The 15,839-nt window shown below is 74.3% G+C and carries 14 protein-coding genes; 10 read left to right on the top strand and 4 right to left on the bottom strand.

Annotated features, from left to right (window positions below; translation table 11 throughout):
• Positions 1-174: 174 nt before the first annotated feature.
• Together O7633_RS08570 and O7633_RS08565 are read left to right on the top strand one after the other, a co-directional pair.
• Entirely contained in the window at positions 175-1,479 is a 1,305-nt protein-coding gene (locus O7633_RS08570; RefSeq protein ID WP_282327230.1) for an aminotransferase class III-fold pyridoxal phosphate-dependent enzyme, read from the top strand.
• Positions 1,476-2,990 (top strand): CoA-acylating methylmalonate-semialdehyde dehydrogenase, encoded by a 1,515-nt coding sequence (locus O7633_RS08565; protein WP_282327229.1) that lies wholly within the window; start codon positions 1,476-1,478, stop codon positions 2,988-2,990. The genes O7633_RS08570 and O7633_RS08565 overlap by 4 nt, the downstream gene beginning before the upstream one ends.
• Here O7633_RS08565 and O7633_RS08560 read toward each other — a convergent pair.
• Together O7633_RS08560 and O7633_RS08555 are read right to left on the bottom strand one after the other, a co-directional pair.
• Positions 2,962-4,344, bottom strand: coding sequence for an acyltransferase (locus O7633_RS08560; RefSeq protein WP_282327228.1), 1,383 nt, complete (start codon positions 4,342-4,344; stop codon positions 2,962-2,964). The two genes, O7633_RS08565 and O7633_RS08560, sit on opposite strands and share 29 nt — an antisense overlap.
• Before the next feature lie 70 nt (positions 4,345-4,414).
• Entirely contained in the window at positions 4,415-5,404 is a 990-nt protein-coding gene (locus O7633_RS08555; RefSeq protein ID WP_282327227.1) for a BadF/BadG/BcrA/BcrD ATPase family protein, read from the bottom strand.
• A gap of 196 nt (positions 5,405-5,600) precedes the next feature.
• On the opposite strand from O7633_RS08555, the gene O7633_RS08550 reads away from it, so the two are divergent.
• The 7 genes from O7633_RS08550 to O7633_RS08520 all read left to right on the top strand — a co-directional run bounded on the left by O7633_RS08550 (position 5,601) and on the right by O7633_RS08520 (position 13,153).
• Positions 5,601-6,557, top strand: coding sequence for a MurR/RpiR family transcriptional regulator (locus O7633_RS08550; protein ID WP_278127839.1), 957 nt, complete (start codon positions 5,601-5,603; stop codon positions 6,555-6,557).
• Positions 6,554-7,303 (top strand): SIS domain-containing protein, encoded by a 750-nt coding sequence (locus tag O7633_RS08545; protein ID WP_278127838.1) that lies wholly within the window; start codon positions 6,554-6,556, stop codon positions 7,301-7,303. The genes O7633_RS08550 and O7633_RS08545 overlap by 4 nt, the downstream gene beginning before the upstream one ends.
• Positions 7,304-7,328: 25 nt before the next feature.
• Entirely contained in the window at positions 7,329-8,741 is a 1,413-nt protein-coding gene (gene ngcE / locus O7633_RS08540) for an N-acetylglucosamine/diacetylchitobiose ABC transporter substrate-binding protein (protein WP_278127837.1), read from the top strand.
• Positions 8,742-8,783: 42 nt separating this feature from the next.
• Positions 8,784-9,725, top strand: coding sequence for a sugar ABC transporter permease (locus O7633_RS08535; protein ID WP_074474262.1), 942 nt, complete (start codon positions 8,784-8,786; stop codon positions 9,723-9,725).
• A gap of 168 nt (positions 9,726-9,893) precedes the next feature.
• Positions 9,894-10,697 carry a carbohydrate ABC transporter permease gene (locus tag O7633_RS08530; RefSeq protein ID WP_282328496.1) on the top strand — a complete coding sequence of 268 codons (804 nt, stop codon included), beginning with the start codon at positions 9,894-9,896 and terminating at the stop codon, positions 10,695-10,697.
• A 43-nt stretch (positions 10,698-10,740) separates the two neighbouring features.
• On the top strand, positions 10,741-12,417 hold the full coding sequence (locus O7633_RS08525) for a bifunctional 3'-5' exonuclease/DNA polymerase (RefSeq protein WP_282327224.1): 1,677 nt from the start codon (positions 10,741-10,743) through the stop codon (positions 12,415-12,417).
• A gap of 142 nt (positions 12,418-12,559) precedes the next feature.
• The gene (locus O7633_RS08520) at positions 12,560-13,153 is read left to right on the top strand and encodes a nucleotidyltransferase family protein (protein WP_282328495.1); all 594 of its coding nucleotides are present in this window, start codon (positions 12,560-12,562) and stop codon (positions 13,151-13,153) included.
• 471 nt (positions 13,154-13,624) lie between these two features.
• On the opposite strand, the gene O7633_RS08515 is transcribed toward O7633_RS08520, so the two are convergent.
• Positions 13,625-14,077, bottom strand: coding sequence for a VOC family protein (locus tag O7633_RS08515; RefSeq protein WP_282327222.1), 453 nt, complete (start codon positions 14,075-14,077; stop codon positions 13,625-13,627).
• Positions 14,078-14,161: 84 nt separating this feature from the next.
• Between O7633_RS08515 and O7633_RS08510 the strand changes: the two genes are divergently transcribed.
• The gene (locus O7633_RS08510; protein ID WP_282327220.1) at positions 14,162-14,374 is read left to right on the top strand and encodes a WYL domain-containing protein; all 213 of its coding nucleotides are present in this window, start codon (positions 14,162-14,164) and stop codon (positions 14,372-14,374) included.
• A gap of 61 nt (positions 14,375-14,435) precedes the next feature.
• Here the strand turns inward: O7633_RS08510 and O7633_RS08505 are convergent, their stop codons facing one another.
• A complete protein-coding gene (locus O7633_RS08505; protein ID WP_282328494.1) occupies positions 14,436-15,836 on the bottom strand; it encodes a GH1 family beta-glucosidase in 1,401 nt (466 codons plus the stop codon).
• Positions 15,837-15,839: the final 3 nt, after the last annotated feature.

Genomic DNA, 15,839 nt, shown 5'->3' with positions numbered 1-15,839 from the left:
AGGCCGGCACGACGGGAAACGCGCGTCGGCCGCGCCGGACGCCCCGGAAACCGCAGCCGATCGGTTGACGTGCTGTCAGCCGAAGGCCGGCGGTCCGCTACACAGTGGCAGTTGTCCCCGCCGCCGGTGGGTGGGAGCGTGCGGTGACCGCCAACGCGCTGGAGGGTGCGACGAATGACCGACGACCTGCTGGCCCGGCACCGGGCCGTGCTGCCGTCCTGGATGCCGCTCTACTACGCCGAGCCGATCGAGCTGGTCTCCGGCGCCGGTCGCCGGGTCACCGACGCGCAGGGCCGCACCTACCTGGACTTCTTCGGCGGCGTGCTGACCAACATGATCGGCTACGACATCCCCGAGATCCGCGAGGCGGTGCAGCGGCAGCTCGCCACGGGCCTCGTGCACACCTCGACGCTCTACCTGATCCGCCAGCAGGTCGAGCTGGCCGAGAAGATCGTCCGGCACTCCGGCATCCCCGACGCCCGGGTCTTCTTCACCAACTCCGGCACCGAGGCCAACGAGGCCGCCCTGCTGGCCGCCACCAACCACCGCCGCTCCCACCAGATCCTCGCCGTGCGCAACAGCTACCACGGGCGCACCTACGCGACGATGGGCGTCACCGGCAACCGGGGCTGGTCGGCCAGCGCCCTCAACCCGCTCCAGGTGGCCTGGCTGCACTCGGGCGAGCGGCTGCGCGGCCTGCTGTCCCGCCTCGACCCCGCCGACCGCCTCGACGCGGCGGTCGAGGACCTGCGCGAGGTCCTCGCCACCCAGACCGCCGGCGACGTCGCCTGCCTGATCGCCGAGCCGGTCCAGGGCGTCGGCGGCTTCGTGCACGGCCCCGACGGGCTCCTCGCCGCCTGGCAGAAGGTCCTCGACGAGCACGGCATCCTGCTGATCTCCGACGAGGTGCAGACCGGCTGGGGGCGCACCGGCGAGCACTTCTGGGGCTACCAGGCGCACGGCGTCACCCCGGACCTGCTCACCTTCGCCAAGGGCATCGGCAACGGCTTCGCCCTCGCCGGGGTCGTCGGCCGGGCCGAGGTCATGGAGTCGGTGCCGGCGATCAGCTTCTCCACCTTCGGCGGCAACCCGCTCGCCACGGCCGCCGGCAACGCCGTCCTGGACTACCTGCTCGACCACGACCTCCAGGCCAACGCCGCCCGCGTCGGCGCGATCCTCGTCGACGGGCTGCGGGCCGCCGTGGCCGACCTCGACTGCGTCGCCGAGGTACGCGGCAAGGGGCTGATGCTCGGCGTCGAGTTCGTCCACCCGGGCACCGTCGAGCCCGACCCGGCCCTGACCACCCGCGTCTTCGAGGCGTGCCGGGCCGGCGGGCTGCTCGTCGGCAAGGGCGGCCTCTACGGCAACGTGCTGCGGATGGGCCCGCCGCTGACCCTCACCGAGGAGGAGGCCCGCGAGGGGCTGGCCATCCTGGTCGACGCCGTCCGCTCCTGCGCCGACGGCGGGGTGGCGGCGTGACTCCGGCCGGGCACCCCGGCGCGGACCTCATCGGCCACTTCGTCGACGGCTTGCGGGTCGACGGCGCGTCCGGCCGGCGCGGGGACGTGTTCGACCCGGCCACGGGGCGACGTACCGGGCAGGTGGCGCTGGCCTCCGCCGCGGACGTGGCGGACGCGGTCGCCGCCGCCGGCCGCGCCGCGCGGGCCTGGCGCGACGCCTCCCTGGCCAAGCGCACGGCCGTGCTGTTCGCGTTCCGCGAGCTGGTCAACGCCCGCCGCGACCGGCTCGCCGAGGTGATCACCGCCGAGCACGGCAAGGTGCTCGCCGACGCCGCCGGGGAGGTGCAGCGCGGCCTGGAGGTCGTCGAGTACGCCTGCGGCATCCCCTCGGCCCTGCGCGGCGGGTTCAGCGAGAACGTGTCCACCGAGGTCGACTCGTACAGCCTGCGCCAGCCGCTCGGGGTGGTCGCGGTGATCTCCCCGTTCAACTTCCCGGTGATGGTGCCCCTGTGGTTCGTCCCGGTCGCGGTGGCCTGCGGCAACGCGGTGGTGCTCAAGCCCAGCGAGAAGGACCCGAGCGCGGCGCTGCTGCTGGCCGAGTGGTTCGCCGAGGCCGGCCTGCCCGACGGGGTGCTCAACGTGGTCAACGGCGACGCCGAGGCGGTCGACGCGCTGCTCGACCACCCGGGGGTGCAGGCGGTGTCGTTCGTCGGCTCCACCCCGGTCGCCCGGCACGTGCACCAGCGCGGCACCGCCGCCGGCAAGCGGGTGCAGGCCCTCGGCGGGGCGAAGAACCACATGGTCGTGCTCCCCGACGCCGACCTGGACCTGGCCGCCGACGCAGCGGTCAACGCGGGCTTCGGCTCGGCGGGGGAGCGGTGCATGGCGATCTCCGCGCTGGTCGCGGTGGAGCCGGTCGCCGACGCCCTGGTCGCCCGGATCGCCGAGCGGATGGGCCGGCTGCGCACCGGCGACGGCCGGCGCGGCTGCGACATGGGTCCCCTGGTCACCGCCGCGCACGCCGCGAAGGTCCGCGAGTACGTCGACGCCGGGGTGGCCGCCGGGGCGGTGCCCGTGGTCGACGGGCGCGACGTCGTCCCGGACGGGGACCCGGACGGCTTCTGGCTGGGCCCGACCCTGTTCGACCGGGTCACCCCGGACATGTCGATCTACACCGACGAGATCTTCGGGCCGGTGCTCTGCGTGCTGCGGGTCGGCTCGTACGACGAGGCGGTGGACCTCGTGAACGCCAACCCGTACGGCAACGGCACGGCGATCTTCACCAACGACGGCGGGGCGGCCCGGCGCTACCAGCACGAGGTGGAGGCCGGCATGGTCGGCATCAACGTGCCGATCCCGGTGCCGATGGCGTACTACTCGTTCGGCGGCTGGAAGGCGTCCCTCTTCGGCGACCTGCACGCCCACGGCGCCGACGGGGTGGCGTTCTACACCCGGGGCAAGGTGGTGACCAGCCGGTGGCTGGACCCCCGCCACGGCGGGGTCAACCTCGGCTTCCCCACCCAGACCTGAGCCCCCGCAGCAGCCCCGCCCCGGCCAGGTACGCCACCAGCGCCGGGGCGGGCAGCCCCAGCGGGGCGGGGGTGTCCTTCGGGGCGACGGTGTTGACCAGCAGCCCCGCGATCACGGCGGCGTACCCGGCGACCACCAGGCCGGTGCGGACCGTTCGGCGGCGACGCGCACCCTCCCCGGCGCGCCGCCGCCGGCCGGCCCGCGCCTCGACCGGCCCGAAGACGGCCACGAGCCCGGCCAGCACCACGGCGAGCAGCAGCAGCCAGGGCACCCGCCAGGCCAGCCACGCGGCGGTCCCCACCGCCGGGGTGGGCAGCCGGCCGAGCGCGTCCAGCGCGCCGACCAGCAGCAGGGCCGCCGTGAGGTGCCAGAGGAACACGGTCAGCACCACCGAGTTGACCGCGATCACCGCCTGCCACGGGCCGGGCCGGCGCAGCCACCGCTCGGCGGGTCCGCGCAGCAGCAGGATCAGCCCGAGCTGGGCGGTGGCCAGGGCGAGCAGCGCCAGGCTCGGCGGACTGGCGTTGTCGAGCCGCTCGCCGGGCACGTGCAGCATCGCCACCGGGTACGGCCCCACGCCGGTGAGTAGCAGCAGCACGCCGAGGCCGCCGGCGAGCAGCGCCACCGCCGCCGGCCGGGACGTCGGCAGCGGGTGCCGGGTGTCGCCGGCCGCGCCGCCGCTCCGGGGGCTGCCGGCCGCGGCGTGCGCGTCGTACCAGGCGAAGCCGGCCTGGTGCACGGCGAGCCAGCCGGCCAGGTAGCTGCCGTACGCCAGCGGCGCGGGCCCGGCCAGCCGGCCCAGGTCACCGAGGGCCACCACGCCCACCAGGGCCACGGGCACGGCGAGCCCGAAGCGGCGGTGCAGGGCGTGCATCGGCGGCGTGAGCGCGACGGCGGCCAGGTAGGGCACGAGGAACCACAGCGGGATGGTGGCGAACCACACCACCGTGCGGATCCGCGCCTCCCCGGCGCCCCACAGGTACGCCCCGCCCGCGCCGGCGGCCAGCACCAGCAGCAGGACGGTGGTCGGCGGCACCAGCCGGGCGCTGCGCCCCAGCAGCCAGCCGGTCGCGTCGCCGCCTGAGGCCCGGTTCGCGGTCAGCGAGGCGGCGTTGGCGAACCCGCCGACGAGGAAGAACACCGGCAGCACCTGCCCCACCCAGGTCAGCGGGTACGCCCACGGCAGGTCGCCGAGCGCCGAGTGGCCGGTGGGCCGGCCGGCGGCGTCGCGGCCGACGACGGTGACGCCCCAGTGCCCGGCGACGACCATGCAGATGGCGACGGCGCGCAGCAGGTCGACGTAGCGTTCCCGCCCGGCCGGGGTGCGCTCGGCGAGCTGCCGCAGGCGGCGCATCACCCCAGGCTAGGCCAGGCCGGGCGGCCCGGTGGCCGGATCGGTCACGCCGACCGGGGCGGGAGGGCCGTCAGGGCGTCGCCGGCACCAGCAGCGGGTGCAGGGCGGCCGGGTCGGCGACCCCGGGCAGGTCGCGGGCGGCGAGCCAGGCCGCCCCGGCGGCCCCGTCGCCGGCGGTGGTCAGCGGCGCGTCCGGCCACCGCCGGGCCAGCTCCGCCCCGACGGCGGCGGCCAGCGGGGTGTCGCCGGTGAGCAGCCCGCCGCCGAGGACCACCGGGTCCACCGCGCCGGCCGGGCGGATCCGCGCGGCGCTGTCGGCGAGGTGGCCGGCGGCCGCCCCGATCAGCCCCGCCGCGACCGGTTCGGCCGCGACGGCGGCGGCCACCACCAGCGGCGCGAGGCGGGACAGCTCGACCGGCGGCCGGCGGGTGACGGCCTGCACCACGGCGTCGACGGTGTCGCGGGGTCGGTCGGCGACCCGCTCGTCGCCGAGCAGCTCGGCGAGCACCCGGCGGCCCAGCGGCCCCGGGGCGCGCCCCGCGTCCAGGTCGGCCAGGAGCCGGCGGACGGCCTCGCGGCCGAGCCAGAACCCGGAGCCGGCGTCGCCGAGCAGCCAGCCGTGGCCGTCGGCGACCCGGTTCAGCCGCAGGTCCCGCACCTGCGCGGCGATCGCGCCGGTGCCGGCGATCAGCACCGTGCCGTGCGCGCTGGGCGTGCCGGAGGCGTACGCCACGAGGGCGTCGCCGTGCACCGCGTAGGGGCAGCGCAGGCCGGCGTCGCGCCACGCCCCGTCGAACGCGGCCCGCCCGGCGGGGTCGGCGAGCAGCCGTCCCGCCCCGGCCAGCCCGATCGTGCCGGCCCGCACCCGGGCCGGGTCCACGCCGGACAGGGCGGCGCGCAGGGCGGTCAGGAGCTCCGCGGCGGCCCGTTCGGCCCCGTGGCTGGTCGGGTTGCCGCCGCCGGCCCGGCCGGTGCCGAGGCGCTCCCCGGCCAGCGTCACGGCGAGCGCCCGGGTGGACGTACCCCCGACGTCGAGGCCGACCACGACGGTGTCGGACATCCGGTGCGCCTCCCGGGTCGGCGGTGCGGGCGGATTCATGCTGGTCGGCCGGGCCGCGCGGGGCAAGATCCCGGGCGTGCCGGGGTGGGCGCGTCAGGTAACAGTTTGAAAACTTCGACCACGGTCTTGACACGGAGGGCCCTTCAGTAAGAACTTTTACCACTAACAGTTAACACTCTTTTCCGAAAGGCGTCGCATGGTGGATCACGAGGTCGACACCCCCCGGGTCGCCGCCGTGGTCGACGCCGACCCGGCCGACCGGCGGGCCGGCCTGCCCACCGACGGCGTGCTCGCCCGCGTCCGGGCCGGCGCGGGCGAGCTCACCGGCGCGCTGCGCCGCGTCGCCGAGCACGTGCTCAGCGACCCGGAGGCCGCCGCGCGGGCCACCATCGTCGAGCTGGCCGAGCGCAGCGGCACCTCCCCGGCCACCATCACCCGGTTCTGCCGTGCGATGGGCTTCGAGGGCTACGCCGACCTGCGCCTCGGCATCGCCGCCGAGACCGGCCGGGCCCGCTCCGCCGGCTGGACCGTCGACATCGGCCGGGAGATCCAGCCCGGCGACCCCCTGGAGCGGGTGCTCGGTCAGATCATGGCCGCCGACACCCGGGCCATGCACGACACCGCCGCGCTGCTCGACCTCGCCCAGGTGGAACGGGCGGCCGTGGCCATCGCCGGGGCCAGCCGGGTCAACATCTTCGGCGCGTCCGGCAGCGCGCTGGTCGGCGAGGAGATGCAGTTCAGCCTGCACCGCATCGGGGTGGCCGCCTGGGCCTGGAGCGACGTGCACGAGGGGCTGGCCAGCGCCGCGCTGCTCGGCCCCGGCGACGTGGCGCTCGGCATCTCGCACACCGGGCAGACCCGGGAGACCATCGAGCTGCTCGCCGAGGCCGGCAGCCGGGGCGCGACCACCGTCGCGCTCACCGGCTTCCCCCGCTCGCCGCTGGCCGAGCTGGCCGACCTGGTGCTGCTCACCGCCAGCCAGGCCACCACGTTCCGCCCCGACGCGCTGTCGGCCCGGCACCCGCAGCTCGTCGTGCTCGACCTGCTCTACATCGCCGTCGCCCAGCGCACCCACGACCGCGCCCACGCGGCCTTCCGGCGCACCGCCCAGGCCGTCGACGGGCACAAGGCCGCGAAGGGGGCCACCTCATGATCAGCGCACAGGGGTACGCCGAGGCCGTCCGGCCCGTCCTCGACCGGGTCGTCGACTCGCAGGCCGGGGCGGTCGGCCGCGCCGCCGACCTGATCGCCGCCGGGCTGCGCGCCGGCGGAGTGCTCCAGGCGTTCGGCGCCGGCCACTCCGAGGCGTTCGCCGCCGAACTGGTCGCCCGGGCCGGCGGGCTGGTCCCCACCAACCGGATCTCCCTGCACGACCTCGTGCTGCACGGCGACGCGCCCCGCACCGTGCTCGCCGACCCCAAGCTGGAACGCGACCCGGCCGTCGCCCACCAGCTCTACGCCCTCGCCGCCCCGCAGCCGGGCGACGTCTTCCTGATCGCGTCCCAGTCCGGCATCAACGGCTCGGTGGTCGAGCTGGCGACGCTGGTCACCGGGCGCGGCCACCCGCTGATCGCGGTCACCTCGGTCGAGCACACCTCGCGGGTCGCCCCCCGGCACCCGTCGGGGCACCGGCTCGTCGACCTCGCCGACGTCGTGCTGGACAACGGCGCGCCGTACGGTGACGCACTGCTGCCGCTCTCCGGCGGCGGCGCGGTCTGTGCGGTCTCCTCGGTCACCGCCGCGCTGCTGGCGCAGTTGGTGACCGCGGAGGTCGTACGACGGTTCCACCAGGCCGGGGAGGTACCCCCTATCTACCTCTCCGCCAACGTCCCCGGTGGGGACGAGCACAACCTCGCCCTCGAGTCGCGGTACGCCGGGCGTCTCCGGCGCACCGCCTGATTCGACACCTCAAGGAGAGACAACGATGTCGGTTACCCCCGAGCACCCGGCCGATCTGAGCCGCCGGACCCTGCTGCGCCGTGCCGCCGCGGCGGGCCTGCTCGTCACCCCCGCCGCGGGCCTGCTCAGCGCCTGCGCCGGCAGCGAGCCGAGCAAGTCCGACGACACCGGCGCCGCCAAGAGCAAGGACAACCCGTTCGGCGTCAAGGACGGCAGCGCCGTCAAGGTCGTCATCTTCAACGGCGGCCTCGGCGACCAGTGGGCCAACGAGGACAAGGCCGTCTTCAGCGCCAAGCACGCGGGCGTGACGGTCAACATGAGCTCCACCCAGAAGATCAAGACCGAAGAACAGCCGAAGATGGCGACGCAGCCGAGCGACCTCGTCATGAACTCGGGCGCCGACATGATGGACATCAGCACCCTGGTCAACGAGGGCGCGATCGAGCCCCTGGACGACCTGCTCACCGCCCCGGCGTGGGACAGCGAGGGCACCGTCGCCGACACGCTGCTGCCCGGCACGGTCGAGGACGGCACCTTCCAGGGCAAGTTCTACGTCGTCAACGTGGCCTTCACCGTGTGGGGCAACTGGTACAACGGGGCGCTGTTCGCCAAGGAGAACTGGCAGCCGCCGACGACGTTCGACGAGTTCTTCGCCCTCGCGCCGAAGATCAAGGCCAAGGGCATCGCCCCGTACGTGCACGACGCCGTGCACGGCTACTACCCGCGCTGGGCGCTGATGGCGACGATCTGGAAGTCCGCCGGCCGGCAGGCGGTCGTCGACATCGACAACCTGAAGGAGAACGCCTGGAAGGCCGACGGGGTGCTGCCCGCGCTCCAGGCGTGGGAGAAGCTGGTCAAGGACCGGCTGCTGCTGCCGGGCAACCTCAACCACACCCAGTCCCAGCAGGCGTGGCTCGACGGCAAGGCGGCGTTCATCCAGGTCGGCACCTGGCTGAAGAACGAGATGGCGGCGACGATCCCGCCGGGCTTCGAGATGAAGCTGTCGGACTACTGGGGCCTCGGGGCCACCGACAAGGCGCCCAAGGACGTCTTCGCCGGCGCGGGCGAGGGCCTCGTGGTGCCGAGCAAGGCCCCGAACAAGGCGGCGGCGAAGGAGTTCCTGCGGGCCGTGCTGTCGAAGTCCGGCTCCACCAAGTTCGCCGAGCTGACCAAGTCGCTGGCCTCCACCAAGGGCTCCGGCGACGGCGTGCAGGACACGGCCCTGGCCAGCGCCAACGAGCTGATGCGCAACGCGCCGAAGGACCTGATCAAGACCAAGCTCTTCGACTTCTACGCCGACCTGGACAAGGAGAGCCAGAACCTCTCCGAGGAGCTGATGGCCGGCCGGCTCACCGCGCAGCAGTTCGTCGACAAGATGCAGGCGGCCGCCGACAAGGTCGCCAAGGACTCGTCGGTCAAGAAGCAGACCCGCGCCTGATCCCGGTGGCGGCCCACTGATCCGTTCGAGAGAGTGAGTGGAATGCGGCACGGTGTCGCGCGCTTCGTCACGGGCTTCCTGGCCCTCCCCGTCGCGCTGTACCTCTTCTACGTGGTGTGGCCCTTCGCCCAGGCGGCCGGATACTCGCTGACCAACTGGGGCGGCTACTCCGACAAGCAGGAGTTCGTCGGGCTGGACAACTACGTCCGGCTGTTCTCCGACGAGCTGATCAGGAAGGCGTTCTGGCACAACGTGTTCTTCCTGGTCACCGTGCCGCTGTTCACGATCGCGCTGGCCCTGTTCCTCGCGTTCCTGCTCAACGTGGGCGGACGCGAGGACAGGGCCGGCATCCGGGGGGTGTTCGGCTCCGGGCTCTACAAGGTCATCTTCTTCTTCCCGCAGGTCCTGTCGCTCGTGGTGATCGCCGTGATGTGGCAGCAGATCTACCGGTCGGACAACCAGGGCCTGATCAACGGCCTGCTGATGAAGATCGGGCTGGTCGACGCCGACAACCCGATCGGGTTCACCGCCGACCCCGAGCCGTTCCTCGGCGTGCCCGCCGTGCTGTGGTGGCTGCTGTTCATCGCCGTGTGGAGCGGCGCCGGCTTCTACATGGTGCTCTTCTCGGCGGCGATGCAGTCGATCCCGAAGGACATCTACGAGGCGGCCCTCCTCGACGGCGCCGGCCGCTTCGACACGTTCTTCCGGATCACCCTGCCGCTGCTGCGGGACACCATCTCGGTGGCCTGGGTCTACCTGGGCTTCATCGCGCTGGACATGTACGCCCTGGTCTTCGTCATGACCCCGAGCCAGGGCGGGCCGAACCACGCCAGCGAGATCTTCGCGTCGGTGCTCAACTTCACCGCGTTCCAGAAGGGGCAGTTCGGCTACGCCTGCGCGATGGGCGTGGCGCTGGCCATCTTCACGATCCTGCTGGCCGCTCTCCAGCTCCGGATCACCCGCCGTGAGCGGATCGAGTACTGAGGAGACCCGACGATGAGCACGGTGACCCACCCGTCCGGCGAGCGGGCCCGCCCCGGGCGTCCGGCTCCCCGCCCCGCGCCGAGCCGGGGCCTCGTCAGCCGCGGCCGGGAGCTGGGCGGGCGCTTCTTCAACGGCTTCTCGCACCTGTTCCTGGTGGTCTGGGCCGTGATGGTGATCTACCCGCTGCTGTGGGTGGTGATGTCGGCGTTCAAGGACGACTCGGAGGTCATCCGCGAGCCGCTGTCGCTGATCCCCGACGAGCTGCACTGGGACAACTTCACCCGCGCCTGGGGCGAGGGGCACCTCGGCGCGTTCTTCCTCAACACGCTGCTGGTCCTGGTCGGCAGCGTCTTCCTGACCATGCTGCTCGGCTCGATGGCCGCGTACGTGCTGGCGCGCTACGAGTTCCCCGGCAACCGGCTGATCTACTACATGTTCCTGTCCGGCCTGACCCTGCCCATCTACCTCGCCGCCGTGCCGCTGTTCAAGGGCGTCTACAACACGGGGATCGTCCTGCCCCTGCTGGGCCCGAACCGGCACCTCATGCTGATCCTCGTCTACGTCGCCTGGTCGCTGTCGTTCACGGTCTTCTTCATGCACTCGTTCTTCCGCACGCTGCCCGACTCGATCGCCGAGGCCGCGATGGTCGACGGGGCCTCGCACAGCCGGCTGTTCTTCAGCATCATGCTGCCGATGGCCAAGCCGGGCCTGATCAGCATCGGCATCTTCAACGTCCTCGGCCAGTGGAACCAGTGGTACCTGCCGACGCTGCTGATGCAGTCGGTCGCCGGGGAGCCGAAGAACCAGGTGATCGCCCAGGGGCTCATCGAGCTCTCGGTCAACCAGGGCTACAAGTCCGACTGGAGCGGGCTGTTCGCCGGGGTGACCATGGCGATGCTGCCGGTGCTCATCGTCTACATCGTGTTCCAGCGTCAGGTGCAGTCCGGCCTGACCGCCGGCGTGAGCAAGTAGCCGCCGCGCGGGAGCGTCGTACGGTCGAGGCAGAATCGCGTCCGTGCTGGTGGCGGTGGAGGCGGACGACCGGGGTGGGGGAGCGCTGCTGCCCCTCGACCCCGCCGGCCGCCCCACCGGCCCGGCCGAGCGGGTCGCCGACCTCGCCGCCGCCGTCGCCGCCCGGGAGGCCGTCGCCCACCCCCGCTGGGTCTGGGGCAGCGGCGCAGGCATCTACCCGGCGCTGCTGCGCGCCGGGGTCCGGCTCGACCGCTGCCACGACGTCGAGCTGACCGAGTCGCTGCTGCTCGGGCACGCCGGCCGCTGGGGCGAGCCCCGCTCGCCGGCCGCCGCGTGGGCCCGGCTGACCGGCGCGCCGGTGCCGCCGGATCCGCCGCCCCGCGCGGCCGAGCCGCCCGGCCACGGCCAGGGCGCGCTCTTCGACACCCTGCCCGGCCCGCCGGGCCCCGCCGTCGAGGCCCTGGCCCGGGTGTACGCCGACCAGCTCGACCGGATCGCCGCCACCGCCCATCCCGGCCGGTTCCGGCTGCTGGTGGCCGCCGAGTCGGCCGGCGCGCTGGTCGCGGCGGAGATGGGGGCGGCCGGCCTGCCCTGGCGGGCCGAGGTGCACGACGAGCTCCTCACCGGGCTGCTCGGCGGGCCGTCCCCGGTCGGCGGCCCGCCCCGCCGGCTGGCCGAGCTGGCCGCCCGCATCGCCGAGGCGTTCGGCCTGCGCCAGGTGCACGCCGACTCCCCGGCCGAGCTGCTGCGGGCGTTCGCCCGCGCCGGGGTGGAGCTGCCCAACACCCGGGCCTGGGCGCTGCGCGGGGTCGACCATCCGGCGGTGCCGCTGGTGCTGGAGCACAAGGAGCTCTACCGGATCTGGACGGCGCACGGCTGGGCCTGGCGCGACGCCTGGGTGCGCGACGGCCGGTTCCACCCGGAGTACGTCCCCGGCGGCGTCGTCTCCGGGCGGTGGGCCACCCGGGGCGGCGGGGCGTTGCAGATCCCCAAGGTGATCCGGCGGGCGGTGGTGGCCGACCCGGGCTGGCGGCTCGTCGTCGCCGACGCCGGCCAGCTGGAGCCGAGGGTGCTCGCGGCGGTCTCCGGCGACGCCCGGCTGGCCGCGGCCGGCGGGGCGGGCGACCTCTACGCCGCCCTGGCCCGGGACTCCTTCGGCGGCGACCGGCCCCGGGCCAAGGTGGCCCTGCTCGGCGCCATGTACGGGCAGACCGGCGGGATGGCGGTCCCCGCCCTCGCGGTGCTGCGCCGCAACTATCCGACGGCCTTCGCCTACGTGGAGGCGGCGGCCCGCACCGGTGAGGCCGGCGGCCTGGTGCGCTCCTGGCTGGGGCGCACCTGCCCGCCCGGCGCGACGGGCTTCGCCGACGGCGACGACGCGGGCGTCGACCCGGAGGCGGCGGCCGACCCGCAGGGGCCCCGGGCGCGGGCGGCCCGCTCCCGGGGCCGGTTCACCCGCAACTTCGTCATCCAGGCCACCGCCGCCGAGTGGGCCTCCACGCTGCTGGCCACGCTGCGCACGGCGTTGGCCGGCAGCGACGCCGAGCTGGTCTTCTTCCAGCACGACGAGGTGATCGTGCACTGCCCGGCCGGGCAGGCCGACGCGGTGGCCGAGGCGGTCCGCGCCAGCGGCGAGCGGGCCACCGCGCTGCTGTTCGGCGACACCCCGGTCCGCTTCCCGCTGGACCTGTCGGTGGTGGACTGCTACGCGGACGCCTGACCTGCCCGCAGGCGGCGGCCCGGCGGCCCGGGGCGGGCCGGTCCGGGCCGCCCGGCACGGCACCCCGAGTGCGGCAAATATCCGTTTCGCCCCGACACTCATCCCGGGGGTGCTCGTTGCACCCGGTGTGCGTATCGCAGGAATGATCATCGCGGCGAGCGGCGGACGCCGCCTCGGCGGCCCCGAGGCGTTGCTCCACCAGGGCGATCAGCCCCTGGTGGACCGCATGATCGACACGATGACCGAGGCGGGCTGCGCGCAGATCGTGGTGGTGCTGGGCGCGGCGGCGGACCAGGTGCGCCAGGCCGCCGACCTGACCCGGGCCACGGTGGTGGTCAACCGCGCCTGGGGCACCGGCGTCGGCTCGTCGATCCGGGCCGGCCTCGCGGCGCTGACCGACCAGCGGATCGAGGCGGTGGTCGTGGTCCCGGTGGACATGCCGGGGCTCACCCCGGCGGCCGTGCGTCGGGTGGCCGCGCTGCCGTACCCCGACGCGCTGGTCTGCGCCACCTACGACGGGCTGCGCGGCTACCCGATGCTGTTCGGCCGCCGGCACTGGTCCGGCATCGCCACCCTGGCCAGCGCCGACGTCGGGGCCCGGCCGTACCTGCTGGCGCACAAGGACCAGATCGTCGACATCTCCTGCGACTCGGTGGCCGACGGCAGCCGCGTCGACACCCCGGAGTTGATGGCCCTGTACGGCTTGACCGTCCCGCCCCAGCGCGTCGGCGCGTAGCGCGTTCCCGCGATCGATCGTTGGACGGTTCCTGCTCGCCCGGAACAGGAACCGTCCAAGATTCAGGGGGAACCGCGGTGCCGGTCGGGGCGTAGGTGGGCGTGGGCGGAGGGCGACGCCGTCTCCGCCTGCGGCACCTGATCGCAGCAGCGTCACTCAACGCAGTCACACTCGCCCGCGCCATTCCTCCGCGCCACCCTTTGCTCTGCACCCACATGCGCAACAGGCACGCAACGTAGTCGGACGCCGGATCCGCCGCTCCAGTCGGATCCTTGAATGTCACCACTCCATACCCGGTGTTGCGCATCTGGGTGCAGAGCAAAGGGTGGGCGAGATGTCGAGTGGGGTCGAGAGAGCGTTACGAAGAGTCACGCCGCCGGGCCTGCGCCCGACAGCCAGCGCGATCACCACGCAGCGTGGTCGAGCTGCGGGTGGCGCGGCCGGCTCGGTCGGCCCGCCCGGTCGGGGTGCTCAGTCGAGGCAGAACTCGTTGCCCTCGGGGTCGGCCATGACGAGGTGCCCCGCGTCGAGCGGTGCGGCGGGCTCGTGGCGGCGCAGCCGGGTCGCGCCGAGCGAGACGAGCCGCTCGGCAGCCGCCTCCAGGGCCGCCATCCGCGCGTCGCCGGCCAGCCCCGGGGCGGCCCGCACGTCGAGGTGCACCCGGTTCTTGACCCGCTTGGGCTCCGGCACCCGCTGAAAGAACAGCCGCGGCGCGGTGCCGGCGGGGTCGACCACCGCCGAGGCGGAGTCGCGGCGCTCGGGCGGCACGCCCATCGCCTCCAGCGCCTGCTCCCACGACTCGAAGCCGGGTGGCGGGGCCTGCACCTGATGGCCGAGGGCCGCGGCCCAGAAGGCCGCCAGCGCGGCCGGGTCGGCGCAGTCGAACGTGATCTGAACGTCGGTCATGGCGTCAGCCTCCGGCATATCGCGGACAGGGGCGTTCCTAGATCTGTGCAACGATCGACGGGTGACCGTCGAGGCGACGACCGAGCGGGTGCTGCGGCTGACGTGCTGCGGGAGCTGGCGCCGCCGCAGGTGGGGCGGGTCGAGGACGACCGCGACGGCTGGTGCGTGCTCGTCGTCGGTGGGTACGACCTCGACTGGCTGGCCCTGCACGTGGCCCGGCTCGGCTTCGAGGCGGAGGTGCTGGAGCCGGCGGAGCTGCGACAGGCCCTCGCCCGGCTCGCCCGCCGCCTCGCGGCGATGGCCGGCCCCGGCTGACGGAACGCGCGCCGGAGCCGCTCGCCGCCGGGCGGACGAACGGCTCCGGCGTGCGGGCCGGTCAGGCGGGGGCCGGCGGCTCCAGCCGGCCCGTGGTGGCCAGGCCCCGGTACCAGTGGGCGCTGTCCTTCCAGATCCGCTCCTGCGTGTCGTAGTCGACGCGGATGATGCCGAAGCGCCGGTCGTAGCCCCACGCCCACTCGAAGTTGTCCAGCAGCGACCAGACGAAGTAGCCGCGCACGTCCGCGCCCGCGTCCATGGCCGCGCCGACCGCGTCGACGTGCCGGTACAGGTAGTCCAGCCGCCGGTCGTCGTGGACCCGGCCGTCGGGGGTGACCACGTCGTCGAACGCCGCGCCGTTCTCGGTGATCATCAGCGGCAGCCCGGGGTGCTCCCGGTGCAGCCGCAGCAGCAGCTCGGTCAGGCCGGCGGGCTCGATGTTCCAGCCCATCGCCGTGTACGGGCCCGGCTGCGGCAGGAAGTCCACGTCGTCCGCGCCGATCCACGGGGTGTGCGCCGAGCTGCCGTGCCCGTCGTTGTCCGAGCGGGCCGACACGCCGTCCCAGGCCCGCACCAGGGTGGTCGAGTAGTAGTTGACGCCGAGCACGTCCAGCGGCACCGCGATCGTCCGCTCGTCGCCGTCGCGCACGAACGACCAGTCGGTCACCTTCGCGGTGTCGGCGAGCAGGTCCGCCGGGTACGCCCCGTCGAGCAGCGGCCCGAGGAACGCCCGGTTGGCCAGCGCGTCGATGCGGCGCACCGCGTCGGCGTCGGCCGCCGAGCCCGACGCCGGCCGCACCACGTGCAGGTTGAGCGTCACCGACAGCTCCGCCGCCGGCGCCAGCTCGCGCACCACCCGGCCGGCGAGGCCATGGGCGAGGTTGAGATGGTGCACGGCGGCCAGCGCCCCGGCCGGCTCGGTGCGGCCCGGCGCGTGCACCCCGGAGCCGTAGCCGAGGTACGCCGAGCACCACGGCTCGTTGAACGTCGTCCAGGTGTGCACCCGGTCGCCGAGCGCCTCGACGATGCCGGCCGCGTAGTCCCTGAACCGCAGCGCGGTGTCCCGCGCCGGCCAGCCGCCGGCGTCCTCCAGCTCCTGCGGGAGGTCCCAGTGGTACATGGTGGCCACCGGCCGCACGCCCCGCTCCAGCAGCCCGTCGACGAGCCGGGAGTAGAAGTCCAGCCCGGCCCGGTTGAACGCACCGGAGCCGCCGGGCTGCACCCGGGGCCAGGAGATCGAGAACCGGTAGGCCGCCAGCCCCAGCTCGGCGATGTGCCCCAGATCCTCGGCCCAGCGGTGGTAGTGGTCGGCGGCCACGTCGCCGGTGTCGCCGTTGAGGGTGCGGCCGGGGGTGTGGCTGTAGGTGTCCCAGATCGACGGGCCCCGCCCGTCCTCGGTCGCCGCGCCCTCGATCTGGTACGACGCCGTCGCCGAGCCCCACACGAAGCCCTCGGGAAACATTCG

Source organism: Micromonospora sp. WMMD712, from assembly GCF_029581295.1.
GTDB classification, from domain to species: Bacteria; Actinomycetota; Actinomycetes; order Mycobacteriales; family Micromonosporaceae; genus Micromonospora; species Micromonospora carbonacea.
Note: the sequence above shows the minus strand (reverse complement) of the source record. Positions and strands in the feature narration are given on the sequence as shown.